The organism is Streptomyces sp. NPDC059002 (assembly GCF_042740435.1).
Taxonomy (GTDB): domain Bacteria; phylum Actinomycetota; class Actinomycetes; order Streptomycetales; family Streptomycetaceae; genus Streptomyces.
The window spans coordinates 89,372-109,837 of record NZ_JBHYJI010000003.1 but is presented as its reverse complement, the minus strand read 5'-3'; the positions used below and the strand labels follow the sequence as shown (position 1 = coordinate 109,837).

Below are 20,466 nucleotides of genomic sequence, written 5' to 3'. Positions count from 1 at the left end.
CTCCTGGTGCCGGGGCCCTTCGTTCATCGGCGCGGCCTCAGCCGCCCTTGATCACCTGCGTGACGCCGTTGATGATCTGCTGCACCGCGATGGCGGACAGCATCATGCCCGCGAGCCGCGTCACGAGGACCACGCCGCCGTCCTTGATGACCCGGATGATCAGCAGCGAGTACCGCATCACCAGCCACAGCACCACGTGCATCGCCACGATCGCCGACCAGACGGAGACCTGCGTGGCGACGCTGTCGGCGTTCTGCACGGCCAGGATGACCGAGACGATCGCACCGGGACCCGCCAGCAGCGGCATGCCGAGCGGGACGAGCGCGACGTTGACGTCCTTCGTCTGCTTCGGCTCGTCCGTCTTGCCGGTGAGCAGGTCGAGCGCGATGAGCAGCAGCAGGAGTCCGCCCGCGATCATCAGCGCGGGCACGGAGACATGCAGATAGTTGAGGATCTGGTGGCCCACGAGGCCGAAGACGGCGATCACGCCGAAGGCGACGCAGACGGCCTGGAAGGCCATCCGCTGCTGCACCTTGGCGGGGCGACCCGAGGTCAGACCGAGGAAGATCGGGGTGATCCCAGGGGGGTCCATAATCACGAATAGGGTGAGAAAGAGGGATCCAAAAACGGCAACGTCGAACACAGTGATGGCCTTGCGGAGAGTCGTACGAAGGAGCCGCGCCGGACGGCGCCGGGCACGGGGCACGGCAGCCACCGCCGCGGAAACGGTGCTGTGGAGCGAGGGTGTGGCGAGGTGTCAGGCGGTCGGGTTCCCACCCGCGCCCGGCACGGGGAACGCCCCCGTCGCCCGGCGGGTGATCTCGCCGTAGATCTCGGGGTCGGTGGTGAACTCCCCGAGCACGCACGTCTTGCGGCTGCCGTGGTAGTCGCTGGAGCCGGTGGCGAGGAGACCGAGGTCCGCCGCGAGTCCGCGCAGCCGGGCGCGGGTCTCGGGTGCGTGGTCCATGTGGTCGGCCTCGATGCCGTCGAGACCCGCCGCGGCGAGCGCGGCTATCGCGGCCTCGGGCACGACCTGGCCGCGCTTGACGGCGGCGGGGTGTGCGAAGACGGTGACGCCACCGGCCGCCTTGACCAGGCGGATGGCGTCGAAGGGGTCGAGCTCGTGCTTCTCGGCGTACGCGCGGCCGCCGTCGGCGAGCCACTCGGGCGTGAAGGCGTCGGAGACGCTGGGCACCACGCCGAGCTCCACGAGGGCCTCGGCGATGTGCGGGCGGCCCACCGAACCGTCGCCCGCGATGCGCGCGACCTGCTCCCAGGTCACCGGCACGCCGAGGTCCTTGAGCTTGCCCACCATCGTCTTCGCGCGCGGCACCCGGTCGTCCCTGACCAGCTCGCGCTCGCGGGCGAGCTCCGGCTCGTCGGGATCGAAGAGGTACGCCAGCATGTGCAGGCCCACGCCGTCGAGCCGGCAGGAGAGCTCGGCTCCGGTGACGAGGGTGAGCCCCGAGGGCAGCGCGTCGATCGCTTCCGCGTAGCCGCGCGTGGTGTCGTGGTCGGTCAGCGCGACGACGTCGAGCCCGGCAGCGGCGGCATTGCGCACCAGCTCGGCCGGGGTGTCCGTGCCGTCGGAGGCGGTGGAGTGGGTGTGCAGATCGATGCGCACGCTGCGTACTCCAGGCTCTGACGGGGCGACATAAGGGGACGGTCAAGGATAACGGGAATCGAACGCTCCCCCGACCGCACGGAGCCCCGAAGGGGCGCGGGGAACTGCGCGACCAGCCACGACGGGCCCGCGGATCAACGACGACCGCGGGGGCCGGGTCTCAGGGGCGCGGGGAACTGCGCGACACCCCGTCGCGGGCCGCGCCACACCCCCGCTCACGCCCTACGGCGTAAGCAGCCGCGGCGACAACGCCCCGCACGGCAGCAGATCCACTTCCGCCCCCGCGTCCCGCAGATCCGTGAGCACCAGCTCGTCGTACATCAGGAGCCCCGACTGCTCCGGCCACGCGATGGCCCACAGCCACAGGCCGCGCGCCTCGCCCGCGAAGACGGCGCGGTCGTCCGGCGTGCCCGACACATGCCACATCGGCGTCGGCCTGCCGGCCGCGAGGACCTTGGCCTGCGGCGGCTTCTCGACGCTCATGGAGGGGCCGGGGTCGGGTCCGTCGATGCCCGCGTACCGCGCGCCGAGTCCGACGCCCAGCTCCTCGGCGACGAGCACCAGCTCGCCGACGCCGCCGAGCGGAGCGGGCCCCGAGCAGGCCACGGCGGTCGCGCGCCCGCCACTCCGGTCGTCGCCCGCGCAGGTCACACCCGTGAACAGCCAGCCGACCGGCAGGGGCCATGGCATCCACACCGGCACCTGGGCACGGCGCACCACGACCTGGAGGGCCTCGACGCTGGGCGGGATCACGGGCTGCAGCGGGTGCACGGTGCCGTGCACATCACACTGCCAGGAGTCGGCAAAGAGACCGGGAGCCCTGACCCGGCCACCACACTTCGGGCAACTGGGTTCGCCCCTCATAGCGCCCAACGGTCCTCCCCGGTCGTCGCTCCGTCAAGGACGATCACCCGTCCGGTGGCCCTGTCACCAGGCAAAACTAGATGTAACTTGCATCTTTTAGTCTCCCTAACTTAATATGTGTATACGTCAACGACCTCAGTGGAAGCAGTGAAGGAGCGGCTGTATGAACAGCAGCACGGGAGGCCCCGCCGAAGGGGATCCATTCGACGCGGGAGCGACGAGTCTCCTGCGGCAGCCGAAGGCCGTGTGGGCCACGGCGGGCGCCTCCGTCGTCGCCTTCATGGGCATCGGGCTCGTCGACCCGATCCTGCCCTCCATCGCCAAGGGCCTGGACGCGAGCGCCAGCCAGGTCTCGCTCCTGTTCACCTCGTACTTCCTGATCACCGCCGTCGCGATGCTGGTGACCGGCTTCGTCTCCAGCCGCATCGGCGGCAAGAAGACGCTGCTGCTCGGACTCGCGCTCGTGGTCGTCTTCGCGGGACTCTCCGGGACCTCGGGCTCGGTCGGTGAGCTCGTCGGGTTCCGGGCCGGCTGGGGCCTCGGCAACGCGCTCTTCGTGTCGACCGCCCTCGCCGTCATCGTCGGCGCGGCCGCCGGGGGCAGCGCGGCCGCGATCCTGCTCTACGAGTCGGCGCTCGGCCTCGGCATGGCGTGCGGCCCGCTGCTCGGCGCCCTGCTCGGCGACGCCAGCTGGCGCTACCCGTTCTTCGGCACCGCGGCGCTGATGGCGATCGGCTTCCTCTGCATCACGGCGTTCCTCAAGGAAGAGCCGAAGCCCGCGAGGAAGACGTCGCTGCTCGACCCGATCAAGGCGCTCGGCCACGGCGGGCTCGCCTCCGCGGCGGCCTCGGCGTTCTTCTACAACTACACGTTCTTCACCGTGCTCGCCTTCACCCCGTTCGTGCTCAACATGACCCCGTACAAGTCGGGCGCGGTCTTCTTCGCCTGGGGCGTGCTGCTCGCGGTGTTCTCGGTGCTCGTCGCGCCGCGGCTGCAGGCGCGGTTCGGCTCCCTGAAGGTGCTCGGCGGCTCACTGGTGCTGCTCGCCGTGGACGTCCTCGCACTCGGCTACGGCAACCACACCGCTGCCGTCGTCTGCACGATCCTGTCCGGCGCCTTCATCGGCGTGAACAACACCGTCTACACCGAGCTCGCCCTCGGCGTCTCCGACGCGCCGCGCCCGGTGGCCAGCGCCGGATACAACTTCGTGCGGTGGTTCGCCGCGGCCGCCGCGCCGTTCTTCGCGCCGAAGATCGAGGAGTGGAGCAACATCCACATCCCGTTCGTGGTCGCGGCCGTCACGGCGGTGCTCGGCGCGGTGGTGGTCTGGGTGCGCAGGAACGCCCTCACCCACGAGGCCGAGGAGCTGGAGCCGAAGCACGCCACGGAGGACGGCGTCACGGTCTTCGCCAACTGATCGCCCCGGTAAGGGAATTCAGTCCAGGGACACGGACTTGCGCAGCGGATCGCGCAGGTCCGTTCCGCTGTTCAGCCAGCGCTCCTGCAGGGCGGCCGCGCCGTGCACCCGCTTCCACGCCGCCTCGTTCGGCGTCATGGGCAGGAGGGGAAGGAAACGTACGGGATCCATCGGGTCGTCCAGGTCCAGGTCCTCGACCAGGCCGCCCGCCTCCGCGACCAGGACCGAGGTGAACGGCGCGCCGGGCCACAGCGGTTCGCCCACGTCCAGCGAGGCGCCGGGTGCCACGACCAGACCCTCGACCTGAGGGGACGCGGCGAGCACCGCCAGCGGGCGCAGCACCTTGTCGGTGTCGGCGAGTCCTCCTCGTACGGACAACACCAGCTCCGCGCGCGGGCCCTTGACCGGATCGGCGAGCGCGGCCGTGGGGTCGGTCATCGGCTGGGCGGACATGCCGAGCGTGGCGTAGCGCACGATGTCGCCGTCCGTGAACCGCAACACTTCGACGCGGTCGGTGCCGAGGAAGGTCACCGCGGCGCGTGCGTCGGGTTCCCCCAGGCCAGTACGGAGACGGGCCTCGACAAGCGCAAGAACATCAGCCATGACGCGAGCATAGAACTCGTCAGTGAAGCGCAAAGCGGGGGCTTGACACTTCAGTCGGCTGATAGTGTTGGCCGCTGGCTCAGGGCAGCACGCAGAAGCGTCGCTTTCAAGCCCTGCAGACAGACACTGACTCTGCGCCACGGGTGCAGAGGGCGCATGGGACTTCCCTTACGGGGGACCGGCCGGAGGAGGTGGGGCTGCAATGGACCGAAGTCGACCGTGCAGTACCACCCGCTCTTCCGCCCGATGAATCACGCAGCCCGGTAGCTGCGCAAGCACACGCACGCACCACATGCACTGTTCGTGCCGTGTGCGACGGAAGAGCACTTCGTTTCCACCTGATCTGTCTGAGTTCCCTGATCTGTGTCAGTAGCGAAGCTGCCACCGCGACGGTGCGGTGCTCCCCGCTTTGTGGACGTGCCAAACATTCCCGCAGTAGGACGTCCCCATTCCGGGCAGTTCCAACCGTCGCAGGCGGCCTCCGTCGAAGGAGCCTGCCCATGTCGATGATCCGCGACCTTCGTGCCGCCGTCCGCCCCTCGCTGCGCAAGGACGGCAGCGGCTACCCCTCGTCGCCCACCTCCTCGTACGCCTACGACGCGACCCGGGACGCCGCGTCGGCCGTCGTCGACTGCGCCGTCTACCGCGACGGGCGGCGCCTGGAGTGCGCCGACGCCCTCACCCCGCACGAGGCGATGCTCGAAGTGCGCAGGCAGGGCGGCTTCGCGTGGATCGGCCTGCACGAGCCGACCGAGGCCGAATTCGCCGGGATCGCGGCCGAGTTCGGGCTGCACCCGCTCGCCGTCGAGGACGCGGTCCACGCCCACCAGCGGCCCAAGCTGGAGCGCTACGACGACACGCTCTTCACCGTCTTCAAGACCATCCACTACGTCGAGCACGCCGAACTCACCGCCACCAGCGAGGTCGTGGAGACCGGCGAGGTGATGTGCTTCACCGGGCGGGACTTCTTCATCACCGTGCGGCACGGCGGCCACGGCTCGCTGCGCGCCCTGCGGCGGCGCCTCCAGGAGGACCCCGAGCTGCTCGCCAAGGGCCCCTCCGCCGTCCTGCACACCATCGCCGACCACGTCGTCGACGGCTATCTCGCGGTCGCCGACGCCATGCAGGACGACATCGACGACGTGGAGAGCGAGGTCTTCTCCGCGCCGAGCAAGGGCAAGGGCAGCTCGCGCGGCGTCGACGCCGGGCGGATCTACCAGCTCAAGCGCGAGGTCCTGGAGTTCAAGCGGGCCGTCTCGCCGCTGCTGCGCCCGATGCTGCTGCTCAGCGAGCGGCCGATGCGGCTCGTCGACCCCGACATCCAGAAGTACTTCCGTGACGTCGCCGACCACCTCACGCGCGTCCAGGAGCAGGTCATCGGCTTCGACGAGTTGCTCAACTCGATCCTCCAGGCCAATCTCGCGCAGGCCGCCGTCGCGCAGAACGAGGACATGCGCAAGATCACCTCGTGGGCGGCGATCATCGCCGTGCCGACGGCCGTCTGCGGGGTCTACGGCATGAACTTCAAGTACATGCCCGAGCTGCACTGGCGGTTCGGCTACCCGATGGTGCTCGCCCTCATCGGCGGCGTCTGCTTCGCGATCCACCGGACCCTCAAGCGCAACGGCTGGCTGTGAGCGCCCCTGGAAGCGCCGCCGTCACTCGATAGGCTGCCGCCATGACTGCTGACCCGCTGCTCGACCGCGCCCTCGTCGAGGAGGCCACCAAGAAGTCCGGCCTCATCTGGGTCCGGGGCGAGGACTCCCCCGCCCGGGCGCTGTGGCACGTCTGGCACGAAGGCGCCGCGCACGTCGTCGGCGACGGGCCCGACGAGCAGCCGCTGCCGGGGCTCGTCGACGGGGGTGTCGCCGAGGTGACCGTGCGCAGCAAGGACAAGGGGGGCCGCGTCGTCGCCTGGACGGCGGCCGTCGCCGAGCTCGCGCCCGGCTCCGAGCCGTGGGATGCGGCTGTCGCCGAGCTGAAGGGGAAGCGGCTCAACGCGTCCGACGCGGAGGGGGTCACCGTGCGGTGGGCCGAGCAGTGTCGGGTGGTGCGGCTCACTCCGCGTGGGGCGGTCGGCGAGTTGCCCTCGGAGTCGCTTGCGGCTGCGCCGTTGCCGAGCGTTGCGACTACGCGTCAGCCGATTCCTGGGGCTCTGCCCCGGTTGCTCTTCAAGCGGAAGCGGCGTTGAGGCATTCGCCGATTCTGGGTGCGGGTTTTGTTCGGTTGCTCGCGCAGTTCCCCGCGCCCCTTACGGGGCCCTACGACGTCGGCAGCTGTTTGCCGTAGTCGACCATCTCGTCCTTGCCCGGTTCCTCCAGGGCGAAGTCCTTGTTCCAGTCGGTGAGTTTGAGGGTGCCCGCGTGGCCGCCGCGTTCCAGGCGGAGGGGGTAGGGCTTGCCGTCGAGGGAGACGTCCAGGGTGCCGCCCGCGCCCTCGTCGCCGGTGATCTTGATGGTGCGGGTGGAGCCCGTCTTGCCGCGGTCGCCCTTGGCCAGCTCGCCGTGCAGGGTGAGCATGCCGTCCAGGAGTACGTCCTTGTCCGTGAAGCCGCTCAGCTGCTGGTAGGCGGGGTCGCCCTGGGGGACCTTGACGTACTTGCCGTCCAGCTTGGCCGCGGCCGTCTCGTCCGCCCTCTTGGACTTTCCGCCGCCGCCCTTGCCGTTCTCGTGCGTCCAGAACGCCGAGTCGGCCTTCAGGTACAGCTGCTCGCCGATGCGGAGCAGCTGGAACGTCTGGCCCTTGGAGGTGACCGAGCCGGTGCCGCCCTCGCCCTTGACGCGCATGTCGAGGGTGTACGTGTGGCTCTTGCTGACCACGGTGCCGGAGAGCCGGACCGCCGACGCCCCCTCGGCGGCCGCGCTCGACTTGGTCTGGATCTTGGCCGCGGGGAGCTTGCCGACGCCGTTCGTGCCCGCGTCCGGGTCCTCGCTGCTGCACCCCGTGAGGCCCGCGCCCCCCGCCACCAGGCCCGCGCACATCGCGCTCACGAGTGCGGCCCTGCGGGTGCGGCTTGCCAGGGGAAGTGCGGTCACAGGTGGCGCTGCCTCTCGTGCGGACGACCTCTACGGCTTCGGCAGTACGGCAGCGTACCTGTGCCGACGGAGTGGATCGGAGTCAGTCCGTCCGGACCCTCCGCCGGGGCGCATCCGACCGGGACGGGCTAGCCTGAAGCCCGTATTGCCGGACAAAAGTGATGAATCCCCTGGCGAGAAGGGAGCGCGGGCATGGCGGCAGGCGCTCCCCGGGTCTTCGTCTCGCACCTCTCCGGCGTACCGGCCTTCGACCCGAACGGCGACCAGGTGGGCCGGGTGCGCGACATCGTCGTGATGCTCAGGGTCGGGCGCAGGCCCCCGCGGCTCCTCGGCCTCGTCGTGGAGCTCTCGACCCGGCGGCGGATCTTCCTGCCCATGACCCGGGTCACCGGTGTCGAATCGGGCCAGGTCATCACCACCGGCGTACTGAACGTACGGCGCTTCGAGCAGCGGCCCACCGAGCGGCTCGTCCTCGGCGAGATGCTCGACCGGCGGGTCAGGCTCGTCGAGACGGGCGAGGAGGTGACGGTCCTGGACGTCTCGGTCCAGCAGCTGCCCGCCCGGCGCGACTGGGAGATCGACCGCGTCTTCGTACGCAAGGGGAAAGGCGGAACGTTCCGCCGCAAGGGCGAGACGCTCACCGTCGACTGGTCCGCCGTCGACGGCTTCTCCCTGGAGGAGCACGGACAGGGCGCGGAGAACCTGCTCGCCACCTTCGAACAGCTGCGCCCCGCCGACCTCGCCAACGTCCTGCACCATCTGTCGCCGAAACGACGGGCCGAGGTCGCGGCCGCACTCGACGACGACCGGCTCGCCGACGTCCTGGAGGAACTGCCCGAGGACGACCAGATCGAGATCCTCGGCAAGCTCAAGGAGGAGCGCGCCGCGGACGTCCTGGAGGCCATGGACCCCGACGACGCCGCCGACCTGCTCGCCGAGCTGCCCGAGGACGACAAGGAACGCCTGCTCACCCTGATGCAGCCGGACGACGCGGCCGACGTGCGGCGCCTGATGGCGTACGAGGAGCGCACCGCGGGCGGTCTGATGACGACGGAGCCGATCGTGCTCCGCCCCGACGCCACGGTCGCCGACGCCCTCGCCCGGGTGCGCATGGAGGACCTCTCCCCCGCGCTCGCCGCGCAGGTGTACGTGTGCCGCCCGCCGGACGAGACGCCGACCGGCAAATACCTGGGCACGGTGCACTTCCAGCGGCTGCTGCGCGATCCGCCGTACACCCTGGTCGGCTCGATCCTCGACGACGACCTCCAGCCGCTCGCCCCGGGCGCCACGCTGCCCGCCGTCGCCGGGTTCTTCGCGACGTACGACATGGTGGCGGCGCCCGTCGTCGACGAGGGCGGCGCGCTCCTCGGGGCGGTCACCGTCGACGACGTACTGGACCACATGCTGCCGGACGACTGGCGCGAGACGGAGTTCCACCTGGAGGAGGAGGGGGCGGGACATGGCGGCTGACCGCGACCGCGAGAACCGCGCCGAGCCGAGGACCTCCCGGTTCCGCCTCGACCAGCCGCGCGTCCCGCGCACCAAGCTGCTGCCCGACTACGACCCGGAGGCGTTCGGGCGGCTCTCGGAGCGGATCGCCCGGTTCCTGGGCACGGGCCGGTTCATCGTCTGGATGACGGTCGTCATCATCCTGTGGGTGGTGTGGAACATCGCCGCCCCCGACGAACTCCGCTTCGACCAGTACCCGTTCATCTTCCTGACGCTGATGCTCTCCCTCCAGGCGTCGTACGCCGCTCCGCTGATCCTGCTCGCGCAGAACCGCCAGGACGACCGGGACCGCGTCAATCTCGAACAGGACCGCAAGCAGAACGAGCGCTCCATCGCGGACACCGAGTACCTCACCCGCGAGATCGCCTCGCTCCGCATGGGGCTCGGCGAGGTCGCCACCCGCGACTGGATCCGCTCCGAACTCCAGGACCTGGTCAAGGAGCTGGAGGAGCAGCACGCCGTATTCCCGCAGGAGCGCTCCCGGGGAAGTGATGTAGGCGACCGTTGACGGGCCTTTCCCGGCCCGGGTTACCGCGCCGTACTATCGGTCTTATGGCTACGGAAGACGCGGTGCGCGAAGCACTGGCGACGGTGAACGACCCCGAGATCCAGCGACCCATCACCGAGTTGGGGATGGTCAAATCGGTGGACATCGCCGCCGACGGGGCGGTGGCGGTCACCGTGTACCTGACGGTCTCCGGCTGCCCGATGCGCGAGACGATCACGAAGAACGTGACGGACGCGGTCGCCGCCGTCGACGGCGTCACGCGCGTCGACGTCACGCTCGACGTGATGAGCGACGACCAGCGCAAGGAGCTGGCCGCCGCGCTGCGCGGCGGCACCGCCGAGCGCGAGGTCCCCTTCGCCAAGCCCGGCTCGCTGACCCGGGTCTACGCGGTCGCGTCCGGCAAGGGCGGCGTCGGCAAGTCCTCGGTGACGGTGAACCTCGCGGCCGCGATGGCGGCGGACGGTCTGAAGGTCGGCGTCGTGGACGCGGACATCTACGGCCACTCCGTGCCCCGCATGCTGGGCGCCGACGGCAAGCCCACCCAGGTCGAGAACATGATCATGCCGCCGTCCGCGAACGGTGTGAAGGTCATCTCCATCGGCATGTTCACACCGGGCAACGCACCGGTCGTGTGGCGCGGCCCGATGCTGCACCGCGCCCTCCAGCAGTTCCTCGCGGACGTCTTCTGGGGCGACCTGGACGTGCTGCTCCTCGACCTGCCGCCGGGCACCGGCGACATCGCGATCTCGGTCGCGCAGCTCGTCCCGAACGCCGAGATCCTGGTCGTGACGACGCCCCAGCAGGCCGCGGCCGAGGTCGCCGAGCGGGCGGGCTCCATCGCCGTACAGACCCACCAGAAGATCGTCGGCGTCGTCGAGAACATGTCGGGGCTGCCCTGCCCGCACTGCGGCGAGATGGTCGACGTGTTCGGCACGGGCGGCGGTCAGAAGGTCGCCGAGGGCCTCACCAAGACGACCGGCGCGACGGTGCCGGTGCTCGGCTCCATCCCCATCGACGTACGCCTGCGCGAGGGCGGCGACGAGGGCAAGCCGGTCGTCCTGACCGACCCCGACTCCCCCGCGGGCTCGGCGCTGCGCACGATCGCGGGCAAGCTGGGCGGCCGCCAGCGCGGCCTGTCGGGCATGTCGCTCGGGATCACCCCGCGCAACAAGTTCTGAGAGGCGCCCCGTAGGGGGCGAGCCCCGAAGGGGCGCGGGGAACTGCGCGACCGGCCACAACCGGCCCGCAGCGATCCACGCGCCCCACGGAGTCCAGCTCCACGGAGTGCTAGGCGTACGCGCCGATGTCCTTGATCACGGAGAATCCGAGCCCGTACGCACTCATCCCGCGCCCGTAGGCGCCGAGATGCACGCCCTCCTTCGTGGAGCCCGCGAGGACCCACCCGAACTCGGACTCGCGGTAGTGGAACGGCGTCGGCGCCCCGTCCACCGGCAGGGAGAGCGCCGACCAGTCGGAGCCCTCCAGGTCGTCCGCGAGCACCCAGGCCGTCTCCGTCTGCTGGTCCAGCCAGTCGTCGCGCAGCGTGTGGTCCATCTGCCCGGGCCAGGTGTGGGACAGCAGGCCCACACCGGCGAGCCAGGCCGCCGACGAGACCGAGGTGGCCTCGAGGACGCCGGTGCCGTCGGAGCTGCGCCGCACCGGGTTGGCCGCGACGGTCACCACGACCGCGAAGCGCTCCTTGTCGCTGTTGCCGAGGGTGCCCTCGGCGCGGACCGACGGCTCGTCGCCGTGGCCGATCGAACCGTGCTCCACCGCACCGTCCGCCGTCGCGCCGACCTGCATCAGCCAGCGCTGCCCCGTGAAGGCCTCGTCAAGGCCGTACCAGGGGAAGGGCGCCAGCAGGTAGCCGTCGACCGTGCGCCGGGCGGAGGGCACCGCTTGTGCGGTGCCGTCCGCGGCCGGCGCCTGCGCGCCTACCCGACTTGTCGTCTCCATGTACCCGGCCGCCTCCTCGCTCTCGTCGGTCCGGAGCGGCCCGCCCCCCTCGGGCGTCCTCACGCCGGACAACAAGGCAGGATAGCCACACCGGTTCCCGGCGGCGGCTCAGGCGATGACTCAGGTGGCGTCCGCGTCGAACGGCGGACGGTCGCCGGCCTCGAGCTTCTTGGGCTCCGCGGACTTCTTCTGCATGTCGACGCGGGCCCCTCCGGAGAGCGCGGCGGGCGCCGCGGAGGAGTCGTCCGAGGAGTCGTCCGAGGCGCTCTCGCGGCCGTGCACCGCGTCCGCGACCTCGTTCATCTCCTTCTTCAGGTCGAAGCCGTTGCGGATTTCCTTGAGCCCGAGCTCGTCGTTGTCGAGCTGCTTGCGGATGAACTTCTTCGGGTTCAGGTCCTCGAACTCGAAGTCCTTGAACTCCGGGCCCAGCTCTTCCCTTATGTCCGCCTTCGCGCTGTCGGAGAACTCGCGGATCTTGCGGATCGTGCGGGAGATGTCCTGGATGACCTTCGGCAGCTTGTCGGGACCGAAAATGAGCACGGCGAGGACGACCAGCGTCACTATCTCGAGTGCGCCAATGTCATTGAACACCTTGAGCTCCTTGCGAGTCCTCAGCCCGTTGCGTGGTCTGGACCGTGACCACGGTACCCGCCGCTCGTGTCCGACCGGTAGCCGCTGCACGACAACTCGGGACACACCTGGCCAGTCCTTTACTCAGCTCCCGCCCGCCGAGCCGAGCACCAGGGTCACCTCGCGGTCGTCGCCGCCGCGCTCGACCGTCAGCGCCAGGCTGTCCTTGGGGCGGTGGGCGCGGACCTTGATGATGAGCTCGTCACTGGAGTGCACGGGGCGGCCGTCCACCTCGGTGATGACGTCACCCGGCTTGAGGCCCGCCTTGTCGCCGGGGCCGTTCGCGTTGACCGCGGGGCCGCCGTTCTTGCCCTTGTCGGCGATGCGGGCGCCGTCACCGGTGAACTCCGTGTCGAGCGTGACACCGATCACCGGGTGCGTCGCCTTGCCGAAGTTGATCAGCTCTTCGGCGACGCGCTTGCCCTGGTTGATGGGGATGGCGAAGCCGAGGCCGATGGATCCCGCCTGGCCGCCGTCCGGGTCCGAGCCGTCGTCGGCGGAGCGTATGGCGCTGTTGATGCCGACGACGCGGGCCTTCGAATCGACCAGCGGGCCGCCCGAGTTGCCCGGGTTGATGGGGGCGTCGGTCTGCAGCGCGTCCACGTACGAGATGTCGCTGCCGTCGCCCTTCTCGCCGCCCGCGGTGATGGGCCGCTCCTTGGCGCTGATGATCCCGGAGGTCACCGTGTTCTCCAGGTCGAAGGGGGCGCCGATGGCCACGACGGGGTCGCCGACCTGGACGTTCTCCGAGTTCCCGAGGGGCAGCGGGTGGAGTCCGCGGACGCCGGAGACCTTGACCACCGCCAGGTCGTAGCCGGAGTCGCGGCCGATGACCTCCGCCTTGGCGGTCTCGCCGCCGCTGAAGGTCACGGATATCTCGCCGCCGGTGCCCGCGGGCTCGACCACGTGGTTGTTGGTCAGGATGTGGCCCTTGGCGTCGAGCACGAAGCCGGTGCCGGTGCCCTGCGCCGAGTCGCCGCTGACGTGCAGCGTCACGACTCCGGGCAGGGCTGCGGACGCGATGCCCGCCACGCTGCCCTTGGGCCGGTCCTTGGACTCGGCGTCCGCCTGCGGGAGTTCGATGTCGCTGACGCCGCCGTTGCGCTCCAGGTACGAGCCGATCGCGCCGCCGATGCCGCCGGACACGACGGCGATCAGCGCGACCACGAGGGCGAGCGTCCGCCGCGCCCGCTTGCGCCGCTTCTCCGGCGGCTCAGGGGGTACGGCGCCGGTCTGCTGGAGCGGCGCGTTCCACGGGTCGTACGCCTGCCGGGGAGCACCGCTCTGCTGCGGCGCCGTCTGGTGTCCCATCGCCTGGGGCGGGGGCGCCTGCGGGTGCGCTGCGCCGTTGTACGGGGCCGCGCCGTGGACCGGGGGCGGGTTCTGGGTGCCGTGCGGCGGGGTGCCGCCGTGGACCGGGGGCGGCCCTGGCGTCCCGTGCGGGGGCGTCGCTCCGTGCGGGGGCCCCGGGAGCGGCGTGCCGTGGGCCGGGGTCGCCGCCGGGTGCTGCACCGGCGGGGCGGGGGCCCAGGGGCCCGGTTCGCCGTACGGCGGTGTGCTGTACGGGTCCGGGTCGTGCAGCGGACGCGGGCGCTCGGCGGGGGCGGTGGCGTCCGGGGGCGGGGCCGGGGCGGGAGCCTGGGTGCTGCCGGTGGCCTGTGCGGGGACCGGTGGCATGGAGTCGGCCGGGGCCGGGGTCTGGACGGCCTGGGTCGGAGCCGGAGCCGGGGCTGCCGCGTGCTGGCCCGGGTCGCCCTGGGCCGAGGCGTCGAAGCCGGTGCCTGCGGGCGGGGTCGAGCCACTCGGTATGGGGGCAGCCGGTATCGGGGCACCCGGCACCGGGGCGTGCGAGGTCGAGACGTGCGGCGTCGGGTCCGCCGGGGCCGCCTGCGACGGATCCTGGTCCGGCGGCTGCGGCGCGGGGGCCGGCTCCGGGGCGGCGCCCGGTGCCTCCGGCCGGGGGCGGCTCCACCACTTCGCCTTCGCGGGCTTCCCCTCGTCCATGTTCTCCCCACAACTGGCCCGCGGCGGACGCCGATCAGATCCTCAACCCCGCGCCCGCCGAGTCCCCCGGCAAGCACGGCCCACCGAGGATTCAACCAGGTTCCCCCGCCGGAGCGCAGGGCGACGTCGCGTCAGTGAATCTGCGACGTGCCCTTCAGCGGTCCCGCGCCCGGCGCCGACGTGGCGCTGCTGAGCGACTCCGTCTCCCGGCTCCCCACGGAGCCGCCCAGGCCCGGGAGTTCGGAACCCTGGGTCGTGGTGGCCCTGCGGTCCGGGGACGGCGGACGTATCAACGGGGACATCGCGGCGGCACCGGCCACCATCGGCGCCGTCAGCTCGTACACCGGGTCCTGGGTGTGCAGCGGCTGCGCGGGGGTGCCCGGCAGCAGCGGACCCGTCACCTCGGTCGGGGCGACGGGCGCCGACAGGACGCCGGGGCGACGGCCCTGCACCGACAGCGGATTGCCGCCGCCACGGCGGCGTGTGGAGTCGGACGTCGCCGCCGGGCCCGAGCCCTGGGTGCGCTGCGGCGTCACATTGCTGTTGTTGCCGGAGCCGCCCGCGCGGTCGGTCACATCGGCGGGCACGCCCGCCGTGACACCGCCCAGCGCTATCGCGGCCAGCGACACCGCACCCGCGGCGGCGAACGCGAACCGGCGCCCGCGCCAGGGCGAACGCTCGGCCTCGTGCCTGCTGACGTCGTGGATGCGGAAGCCCCGCTGCTCGCTGGGGAGCACCGCGGCATGGGCGCCGGACGGCACGTATCCCACGAAGGACTCCGCGCTCACGCCGAAGACCCCGGACCGGGGCAGCCCCGCTGATCCGGTCGATCCGGTGGCGAACCCGTCCCCGTCCCCGGGGGGCTCGATGCCGCCCCCTGGAAGACCCTGGAGCCGGGCCAGGAAACTCTCGGTCGGCGGCGGCGGTGCCGCCTGCGCGAAGACGCTCTTGAGCCGACGCTGGGCGTCGGCCTCGGTCTTGCACATCGGGCACGTCGCCAGATGTGCGAGGACGCGCTCGCGCGCGTCATGGCCCAACTCGCCGTCCACCAGGGCGGCGAGTCGGTCCCCCAGATGCTGCTCGGCCTCGGCTAGGTGCCGTTCGGCAGGATTCGACCGTGATCCACTCACGCGGTCGCGCCCCCTCCTCCCAGCGCCACGGCCCCCGTCACGGCGAGCGAACGGCGCTCGGCGCGGGCCTCGGGCGACCGGTGCTGGAGCGCCTTGCGCAGCTGCGAGCGGCCGCGGTGGATACGGCTGCGGACCGTACCCAACTTGACGCCCAGGGTCGCGGCGATCTCCTCGTACGAGAGGCCCTCGATGTCGCAGAGGACCACGGCGGCGCGGAACTCGGGCGCGAGGGTGTCGAGCGCCTGCTGGACGTCCGCGTCGAAGTGCGTGTCGTTGAACACCTGCTGCGGCGACGGCTCACGGCTCGGGAGGCGCTCGGCGGCGTCGTCCCCGAGCGCGTCGAAGCGGATCCGCTGCTTGCGGCGCACCATGTCCAGGAAGAGGTTCGTGGTGATGCGGTGCAGCCAGCCCTCGAAGGTGCCGGGCGTGTAGGTCGAGAGGGACCGGAAGACACGGACGAAGACTTCTTGCGTGAGGTCCTCGGCGTCGTGCTGATTGCCGGTCAGGCGATACGCCAGGCGGTAGACGCGGCCGCTGTGCGTGCTGACGATCTCCTCCCAGGTGGGCGGAGTCCACGCCTGCGCATCCGCGTCAGCGGCAAAGGTCGCGGTCTGAGCGGAGTCGTTGGCACGGATGCGGTCAGCGGTGTCGGTCACGGATTTCGGCTCACCCGCCAACCTGAGAAAACGCCGGAGCGCTCCTCCCCGATCCGCGGACGCAGCCGCACCTCCCCTGTCGGCTCTGGTGGTGTCCAGTGGAGCCCCTACCATAACCACCTCGCCCGTTAGCTCCGGATAAGCGTTTTTACGTGAATTTGGTACGGGCTTCCACGCAGGTGTCCTGCCGCTTCGACGCGCCCGCTTCCGGTCTTGATCCATCCGTTACCCCCGTTGCGCTCCCACCCCCTCATAACGCCCGGTCCCATCTGCGGGTTCCCGGCCCCAACGGATACAGTCACGGCCAGGCAACCACGGGGACAGGAGAGGGCCATTACCGGCAACCGGCAGACGAGCTGGGCGTTCGCCGACGCCTTTGTCGCCGAGGACGAGGCACTGCGCTGGGCCCGGGACCGGGCCCGGGAGACAGGGCTGCCCTCGGTGTCGCCCGGCACCGGCGCCGCGCTGCGGATGCTCGCGGCCACCGCTGACGCGAAAGCGGTGGCCGAAATCGGTACGGGGACCGGGGTGTCGGGGATCCATCTGCTGCACGGCATGCGGCCGGACGGCGTACTGACCACGGTCGATCCCGAGCCGGACCGCCAGCAGTTCGCCCGTCAGGCCTTCCGCGCCGCCGGCTTCGCGGGGAACCGGGCCCGGTTCATCCCCGGGCGCGCCCTCGACGTCCTGCCCCGCCTCGCGGACGGCGGCTACGACCTCGTCTTCTGCGACGGCGACCGCGCGGAGTCCCTGGAGTACCTCGCTGAATCGTTGCGCCTGCTGCGGCCCGGTGGACTGGTCTGCTTCGAGGGGGTCTTCGCGGACGGCAGGACCGTGGATTCGGGGCCGCAGCCGGTGGAGGTGCTGCGGCTGCGGGATCTGTTGCGCACGGTGCGGGAGAGTCCGGATCTGGTGCCGTCGTTGTTGCCGGTCGGGGACGGGCTGCTCTGCGCCGTCAAGCGGTGAGGCTTCCTCTGGGTTCCGGCAGGTGCCGGTCTGCGGGTTCGTCGTGATTGCTCGCGCAGTTCCCCGCGCCGCTTACGGGGCCCAGCCCGTCGTGCCCCTGACGGGGGCCTGATACGGCACTGCCCCGGCATCGTCGTACGATGCCGGGGCAGTGAAAAAGTGTGGGCGCTTCCGCGTCAGCCGACGACCTTCTTCAGGGCGTCGCCGAGCGCGTCGGCCTCGTCCGGAGTCAGTTCGACGACAAGTCGTCCGCCGCCTTCGAGCGGAACGCGCATGACGATGCCCCGCCCCTCCTTGGTCACCTCGAGCGGGCCGTCGCCCGTCCGCGGCTTCATGGCCGCCATGCTCGTTCCCCTTCCTGAAACCAGCTCATCGCAGCCGACAACCCAGGTGTCACCGGCATCGAACACATTGCTTCCAGGCCATTATCCCGCATGGCGGGACCCGATGACCAACATCGGTCGGCATCGCTTGCGCAACGCGCGCCCGCAAAACCACCCAATTCGGCGATGTGGCTGCGATACTTCGCCGCCCCATACGCCTCACAGACCCGGATTTCTTTGACGCAGGTCACATATCCGGCCTCGTACCGGAGCCCGATGATCTCCGTCATGCTGAGCTCCTACGTACTGGACCAGCGGAGGGGACCACCATGGCCGACAGCGTGCTCTACGAGGTGAGCGACGGACTCGCGACGATCACGATCAATCGCCCCGACGCGATGAACGCGATGAACACCGAGGCCAAGGTCGCCCTGCGGGACGCCGCGCGGGCCGCCGCCGCGGACGACGCCGTGCGCGCCGTGCTGCTCACCGCGACCGGGCGCGCCTTCTGCGTGGGCCAGGACCTCAAGGAGCACATCGGCTTCCTCGCGGCGGACCGCGAGGCGGGCACCGGGCAGACGATGAGCACGGTCAAGGAGCACTACAACCCGATCGTGCGGGCCCTGGCCGGGATGCCGAAGCCCGTCGTGGCCGGGGTCAACGGCGTCGCCGCGGGCGCCGGATTCGGATTCGCGCTCGCCGCCGACTATCGCGTCGTCGCGGACACCGCCAAGTTCAACACCTCGTTCGCCGGTGTCGCGCTGACCGCCGACTCGGGCGTCTCCTGGACGCTGCCGCGTGTGATCGGCCCCGGCCGGGCCGCGGATCTGCTGCTGTTCCCGCGCAACATCACCGCGCAGGAGGCGTACGACCTGGGCATCGCCAACAAGGTCGTACCCGCGGCGGAGCTGGCCGAGGAGGCCGCCCGGGTGGCCCGCACCCTGGCCGAGGGCCCGACGCTCGCCTACGGGGCGCTCAAGGAGTCTCTCGCCTACGCCGCGGGCCACACCCTGGACGAGTCTCTCGACAAGGAGGACGAACTCCAGGCGAAGGCGGGCGCGTCCGAGGACCACACGATCGCGGTGCAGGCCTTCATCGCGAAGGAGAAGCCCAAGTACCTGGGCCGCTGATCCGCCGGACGGGGGTCCTAGCCCGCCGCCTCGCGGGCCACGCAGTCCGCGAGGTGGTCGTTCACCAGGCCGCAGGCCTGCATCAGGGCGTACGCCGTGGTGGGGCCGACGAAGCGGATGCCGCGCTTCTTGAGGGTCTTGGACAGGGCCGTGGACTCGTCGGTGATCGCGGGCACGTCGGAAAGCTTCTTCGGGGCCTTGCGGGAGGCGGCGGAGGGCGCGAACGACCAGATCAGGGAGTCCAGTTCGCCCTCGGGCCAGTCGGCGAGCACGCGCGCGTTGGCGAGGGTCGCGTCGATCTTGGCGCGGTTGCGGATGATCCCGGGGTCGGCGAGGAGGCGCTCGCGGTCCTCGTCCGTGAACTCGGCGACCGCGGCGATCTTGAAGTCGGCGAAGGCGGTGCGGAAGCCCTCGCGGCGGCGCAGGATCGTGATCCACGACAGGCCGGACTGGAAGGCCTCCAGGCAGAGCCGCTCGTACAGCGCGTCGTCGCCGTGGACCGGGCGGCCCCATTCGTCGTCGTGGTACGCCACATAGTCCTCGGTGGACAGGCCCCACGGGCAGCGCAGGCCCCCGTCGGGCCCCGCCACGGCGTCGCTCGTGCTCACTGGTCGTCCCCCGTCTGCCGCTCGTGCTCCTCGTGCTCGTCGTGGGGGAGGGCCGCCTTGCGCGGTTCGTACCCCTCGAAGAGGCTCTTGCCGCCGACCGCGGTGGCCTGTGCGCCGGCCAGGGCCGACTCCAGCTCGGCGATGCGGGCGTCGCGCTCGGCCAGTTCGGCACCGAGGCGGCCGAGCACGTCGTCCACCTCGCCCATGTGGTAGCCGCGCAGCGTCATCGGGAAGCGCACCGCGTCGACGTCGGCGCGGCGCAGCGGCCGGTCGTCGGGCAGCGGGTCGGTGAACCGCTCGGGCGCGGCCTCGGGCAGCGCGCCGTTCTCCCCGCCGCCGATCACGCCGAGCGTCACCGCGCCGACCACCACCACGAGGGCGATGACCAGGAACAAGAACAAGACCATCTCTTCAGGCCCCCACGCTCGACTGCCCGTGCTGAAACTGTCAGGGTCCGATCGTGCCATGCGGCACTGACAGTTAAGGTCGCAGGCGGCCGAACCGCGACAAGGACCCAGGAGGGCCACAGGGGATGCTCAGGCTTGGCAGGCGCGAGTTCGACGCGCACGAGCCGGTGATCATGGCGATCGTCAACCGGACCCCGGACTCCTTCTACGACCAGGGCGCCACGTTCCGCGACGAGCCCGCGCTCGCCCGGGTGGAGCAGGCGGTGGCCGAGGGCGCCGCGATCATCGACATCGGCGGGGTGAAGGCGGGCCCCGGCGAGGAGGTGACCGCCGAGGAGGAGGCGCGCCGCACGGTCGGCTTCGTCGCGGAGGTGCGCAAGCGGTTCCCCGACGTGGTGATCAGCGTCGACACCTGGCGGCACGACGTGGGCGAGGCGGTCTGCGAGGCGGGCGCCGATCTGCTCAACGACGCCTGGGGCGGGGTCGACCCGAAGCTCGCGGAGGTCGCCGCGCGGTACAAGGTGGGCCTGGTGTGCACGCACGCGGGTGGCGCCGAGCCGCGTACGAGGCCGCACCGGATCACGTACGAGGACGTGATGGCCGACATCCTGCGCGTGACGGTCGGCCTGGCCGAGCGCGCGGTGGAACTGGGCGTGCCGCGCGAGTCCGTGATGATCGACCCGGGGCACGACTTCGGCAAGAACACCCGGCACAGCCTGGAGGCGACCCGCAGGCTCGGCGAGATGACCGACACGGGCTGGCCGGTCCTCGTCTCGCTGTCCAACAAGGACTTCGTGGGCGAGACCCTCGACAAGCCCGTCAAGGAGCGCGTCATCGGCACGCTGGCGACGACGGCGGTCTCGGCGTGGCTGGGCGCGCAGGTCTACCGCGTCCACGAGGTCGCCGAGACCCGGCAGGTGCTCGACATGGTGGCCACCATCGCGGGGCACAGGGCCCCCGCCGTGGCACGGCGCGGGCTGGCCTGAGACGGAGCCGGGGCGGGGGGGGGGGGGGGGCCCGCCCGCCGGGGGGGGGGGATAGAGATACTAGTGTACCCCGGGGGGGGGCGCGAAGACGGCGGGCGGGGGGTGGGTGT

Annotated in this window: 23 protein-coding genes; 9 read left to right on the top strand and 14 right to left on the bottom strand. The window is 71.2% G+C overall.

All coding sequences use genetic code 11. The annotated features are described in order from the left end of the window. Positions 1-37 precede the first annotated feature (37 nt). The 3 genes from ACFWZ2_RS04195 to ACFWZ2_RS04185 all read right to left on the bottom strand — a co-directional run bounded on the left by ACFWZ2_RS04195 (position 38) and on the right by ACFWZ2_RS04185 (position 2,488). Positions 38-643, bottom strand: a complete 606-nt coding sequence (locus ACFWZ2_RS04195) for a MarC family protein (RefSeq protein WP_384541513.1) — start codon at positions 641-643, stop codon at positions 38-40. Between the two features lie 114 nt (positions 644-757). After that, positions 758-1,624, bottom strand: coding sequence for a PHP domain-containing protein (locus ACFWZ2_RS04190; protein WP_384541510.1), 867 nt, complete (start codon positions 1,622-1,624; stop codon positions 758-760). 222 nt (positions 1,625-1,846) lie between these two features. Next, positions 1,847-2,488: a DUF6758 family protein gene (locus ACFWZ2_RS04185; RefSeq protein ID WP_384541507.1), complete on the bottom strand. Its 642-nt coding sequence runs from the start codon at positions 2,486-2,488 to the stop codon at positions 1,847-1,849. A gap of 163 nt (positions 2,489-2,651) precedes the next feature. Here ACFWZ2_RS04185 and ACFWZ2_RS04180 point away from each other — a divergent pair, with 163 nt between their 5' ends. Beyond that, positions 2,652-3,905 (top strand): MFS transporter, encoded by a 1,254-nt coding sequence (locus tag ACFWZ2_RS04180; protein ID WP_384541504.1) that lies wholly within the window; start codon positions 2,652-2,654, stop codon positions 3,903-3,905. An 18-nt stretch (positions 3,906-3,923) separates the two neighbouring features. Here ACFWZ2_RS04180 and ACFWZ2_RS04175 read toward each other — a convergent pair whose 3' ends face one another. After that, a complete protein-coding gene (locus ACFWZ2_RS04175) occupies positions 3,924-4,508 on the bottom strand; it encodes a suppressor of fused domain protein (protein ID WP_384541501.1) in 585 nt (194 codons plus the stop codon). 500 nt (positions 4,509-5,008) lie between these two features. Here ACFWZ2_RS04175 and ACFWZ2_RS04170 point away from each other — a divergent pair, with 500 nt between their 5' ends. Next, positions 5,009-6,145: a magnesium and cobalt transport protein CorA gene (locus tag ACFWZ2_RS04170; protein WP_384541498.1), complete on the top strand. Its 1,137-nt coding sequence runs from the start codon at positions 5,009-5,011 to the stop codon at positions 6,143-6,145. Between the two features lie 41 nt (positions 6,146-6,186). Continuing rightward, positions 6,187-6,699: a hypothetical protein gene (locus tag ACFWZ2_RS04165; RefSeq protein ID WP_384541495.1), complete on the top strand. Its 513-nt coding sequence runs from the start codon at positions 6,187-6,189 to the stop codon at positions 6,697-6,699. 70 nt (positions 6,700-6,769) lie between these two features. On the opposite strand, the gene ACFWZ2_RS04160 is transcribed toward ACFWZ2_RS04165, so the two are convergent. Then, positions 6,770-7,543: a hypothetical protein gene (locus ACFWZ2_RS04160; RefSeq protein ID WP_384541492.1), complete on the bottom strand. Its 774-nt coding sequence runs from the start codon at positions 7,541-7,543 to the stop codon at positions 6,770-6,772. 192 nt (positions 7,544-7,735) lie between these two features. Here ACFWZ2_RS04160 and ACFWZ2_RS04155 point away from each other — a divergent pair, with 192 nt between their 5' ends. Genes ACFWZ2_RS04155 through ACFWZ2_RS04145 form a run of 3 tightly spaced genes read left to right on the top strand, consistent with a single transcriptional unit; the run spans position 7,736 to position 10,738 of the window. After that, a complete protein-coding gene (locus ACFWZ2_RS04155; RefSeq protein ID WP_384541490.1) occupies positions 7,736-9,013 on the top strand; it encodes a magnesium transporter MgtE N-terminal domain-containing protein in 1,278 nt (425 codons plus the stop codon). Further along, the gene (locus ACFWZ2_RS04150; protein WP_384541487.1) at positions 9,003-9,560 is read left to right on the top strand and encodes a DUF1003 domain-containing protein; all 558 of its coding nucleotides are present in this window, start codon (positions 9,003-9,005) and stop codon (positions 9,558-9,560) included. Before ACFWZ2_RS04155 ends, ACFWZ2_RS04150 begins: the two co-directional genes overlap by 11 nt. 44 nt (positions 9,561-9,604) lie before the next feature. Further along, entirely contained in the window at positions 9,605-10,738 is a 1,134-nt protein-coding gene (locus tag ACFWZ2_RS04145) for an Mrp/NBP35 family ATP-binding protein (protein ID WP_384541484.1), read from the top strand. A 109-nt stretch (positions 10,739-10,847) separates the two neighbouring features. Here ACFWZ2_RS04145 and ACFWZ2_RS04140 read toward each other — a convergent pair whose 3' ends face one another. The 5 genes from ACFWZ2_RS04140 to sigE all read right to left on the bottom strand — a co-directional run bounded on the left by ACFWZ2_RS04140 (position 10,848) and on the right by sigE (position 16,050). Then, positions 10,848-11,516, bottom strand: a complete 669-nt coding sequence (locus ACFWZ2_RS04140) for a hypothetical protein (protein ID WP_384541481.1) — start codon at positions 11,514-11,516, stop codon at positions 10,848-10,850. Positions 11,517-11,636: 120 nt separating this feature from the next. Then, the gene (locus ACFWZ2_RS04135; protein ID WP_384541478.1) at positions 11,637-12,107 is read right to left on the bottom strand and encodes a sec-independent translocase; all 471 of its coding nucleotides are present in this window, start codon (positions 12,105-12,107) and stop codon (positions 11,637-11,639) included. A 123-nt stretch (positions 12,108-12,230) separates the two neighbouring features. Next, entirely contained in the window at positions 12,231-14,150 is a 1,920-nt protein-coding gene (locus ACFWZ2_RS04130) for a trypsin-like peptidase domain-containing protein (protein WP_384541475.1), read from the bottom strand. Positions 14,151-14,281: 131 nt separating this feature from the next. After that, a complete protein-coding gene (locus tag ACFWZ2_RS04125) occupies positions 14,282-15,280 on the bottom strand; it encodes an anti-sigma factor family protein (protein ID WP_384541473.1) in 999 nt (332 codons plus the stop codon). Next, positions 15,277-16,050 carry an RNA polymerase sigma factor SigE gene (gene sigE / locus ACFWZ2_RS04120; protein ID WP_384541470.1) on the bottom strand — a complete coding sequence of 258 codons (774 nt, stop codon included), beginning with the start codon at positions 16,048-16,050 and terminating at the stop codon, positions 15,277-15,279. The genes ACFWZ2_RS04125 and sigE overlap by 4 nt, the downstream gene beginning before the upstream one ends. A gap of 153 nt (positions 16,051-16,203) precedes the next feature. On the opposite strand from sigE, the gene ACFWZ2_RS04115 reads away from it, so the two are divergent. Next, entirely contained in the window at positions 16,204-16,902 is a 699-nt protein-coding gene (locus ACFWZ2_RS04115) for an O-methyltransferase (protein WP_384542146.1), read from the top strand. Positions 16,903-17,078: 176 nt separating this feature from the next. Here ACFWZ2_RS04115 and ACFWZ2_RS04110 read toward each other — a convergent pair whose 3' ends face one another. Continuing rightward, a complete protein-coding gene (locus ACFWZ2_RS04110) occupies positions 17,079-17,246 on the bottom strand; it encodes a DUF3117 domain-containing protein (RefSeq protein ID WP_003966491.1) in 168 nt (55 codons plus the stop codon). After that, positions 17,234-17,515, bottom strand: coding sequence for a hypothetical protein (locus ACFWZ2_RS04105; protein ID WP_384541468.1), 282 nt, complete (start codon positions 17,513-17,515; stop codon positions 17,234-17,236). Before ACFWZ2_RS04105 ends, ACFWZ2_RS04110 begins: the two co-directional genes overlap by 13 nt. A 39-nt stretch (positions 17,516-17,554) precedes the next feature. On the opposite strand from ACFWZ2_RS04105, the gene ACFWZ2_RS04100 reads away from it, so the two are divergent. Next, positions 17,555-18,355, top strand: a complete 801-nt coding sequence (locus tag ACFWZ2_RS04100; protein WP_384541466.1) for an enoyl-CoA hydratase/isomerase family protein — start codon at positions 17,555-17,557, stop codon at positions 18,353-18,355. Between the two features lie 17 nt (positions 18,356-18,372). Here ACFWZ2_RS04100 and ACFWZ2_RS04095 read toward each other — a convergent pair whose 3' ends face one another. Continuing rightward, entirely contained in the window at positions 18,373-18,963 is a 591-nt protein-coding gene (locus ACFWZ2_RS04095) for a DNA-3-methyladenine glycosylase I (protein ID WP_384541463.1), read from the bottom strand. Then, positions 18,960-19,370: a DivIVA domain-containing protein gene (locus ACFWZ2_RS04090; RefSeq protein ID WP_384541460.1), complete on the bottom strand. Its 411-nt coding sequence runs from the start codon at positions 19,368-19,370 to the stop codon at positions 18,960-18,962. The genes ACFWZ2_RS04095 and ACFWZ2_RS04090 overlap by 4 nt, the downstream gene beginning before the upstream one ends. Before the next feature lie 125 nt (positions 19,371-19,495). Between ACFWZ2_RS04090 and folP the strand changes: the two genes are divergently transcribed. Then, the gene (folP, locus tag ACFWZ2_RS04085; RefSeq protein ID WP_384541457.1) at positions 19,496-20,356 is read left to right on the top strand and encodes a dihydropteroate synthase; all 861 of its coding nucleotides are present in this window, start codon (positions 19,496-19,498) and stop codon (positions 20,354-20,356) included. The last annotated feature ends 110 nt before the right edge of the window (positions 20,357-20,466 follow it).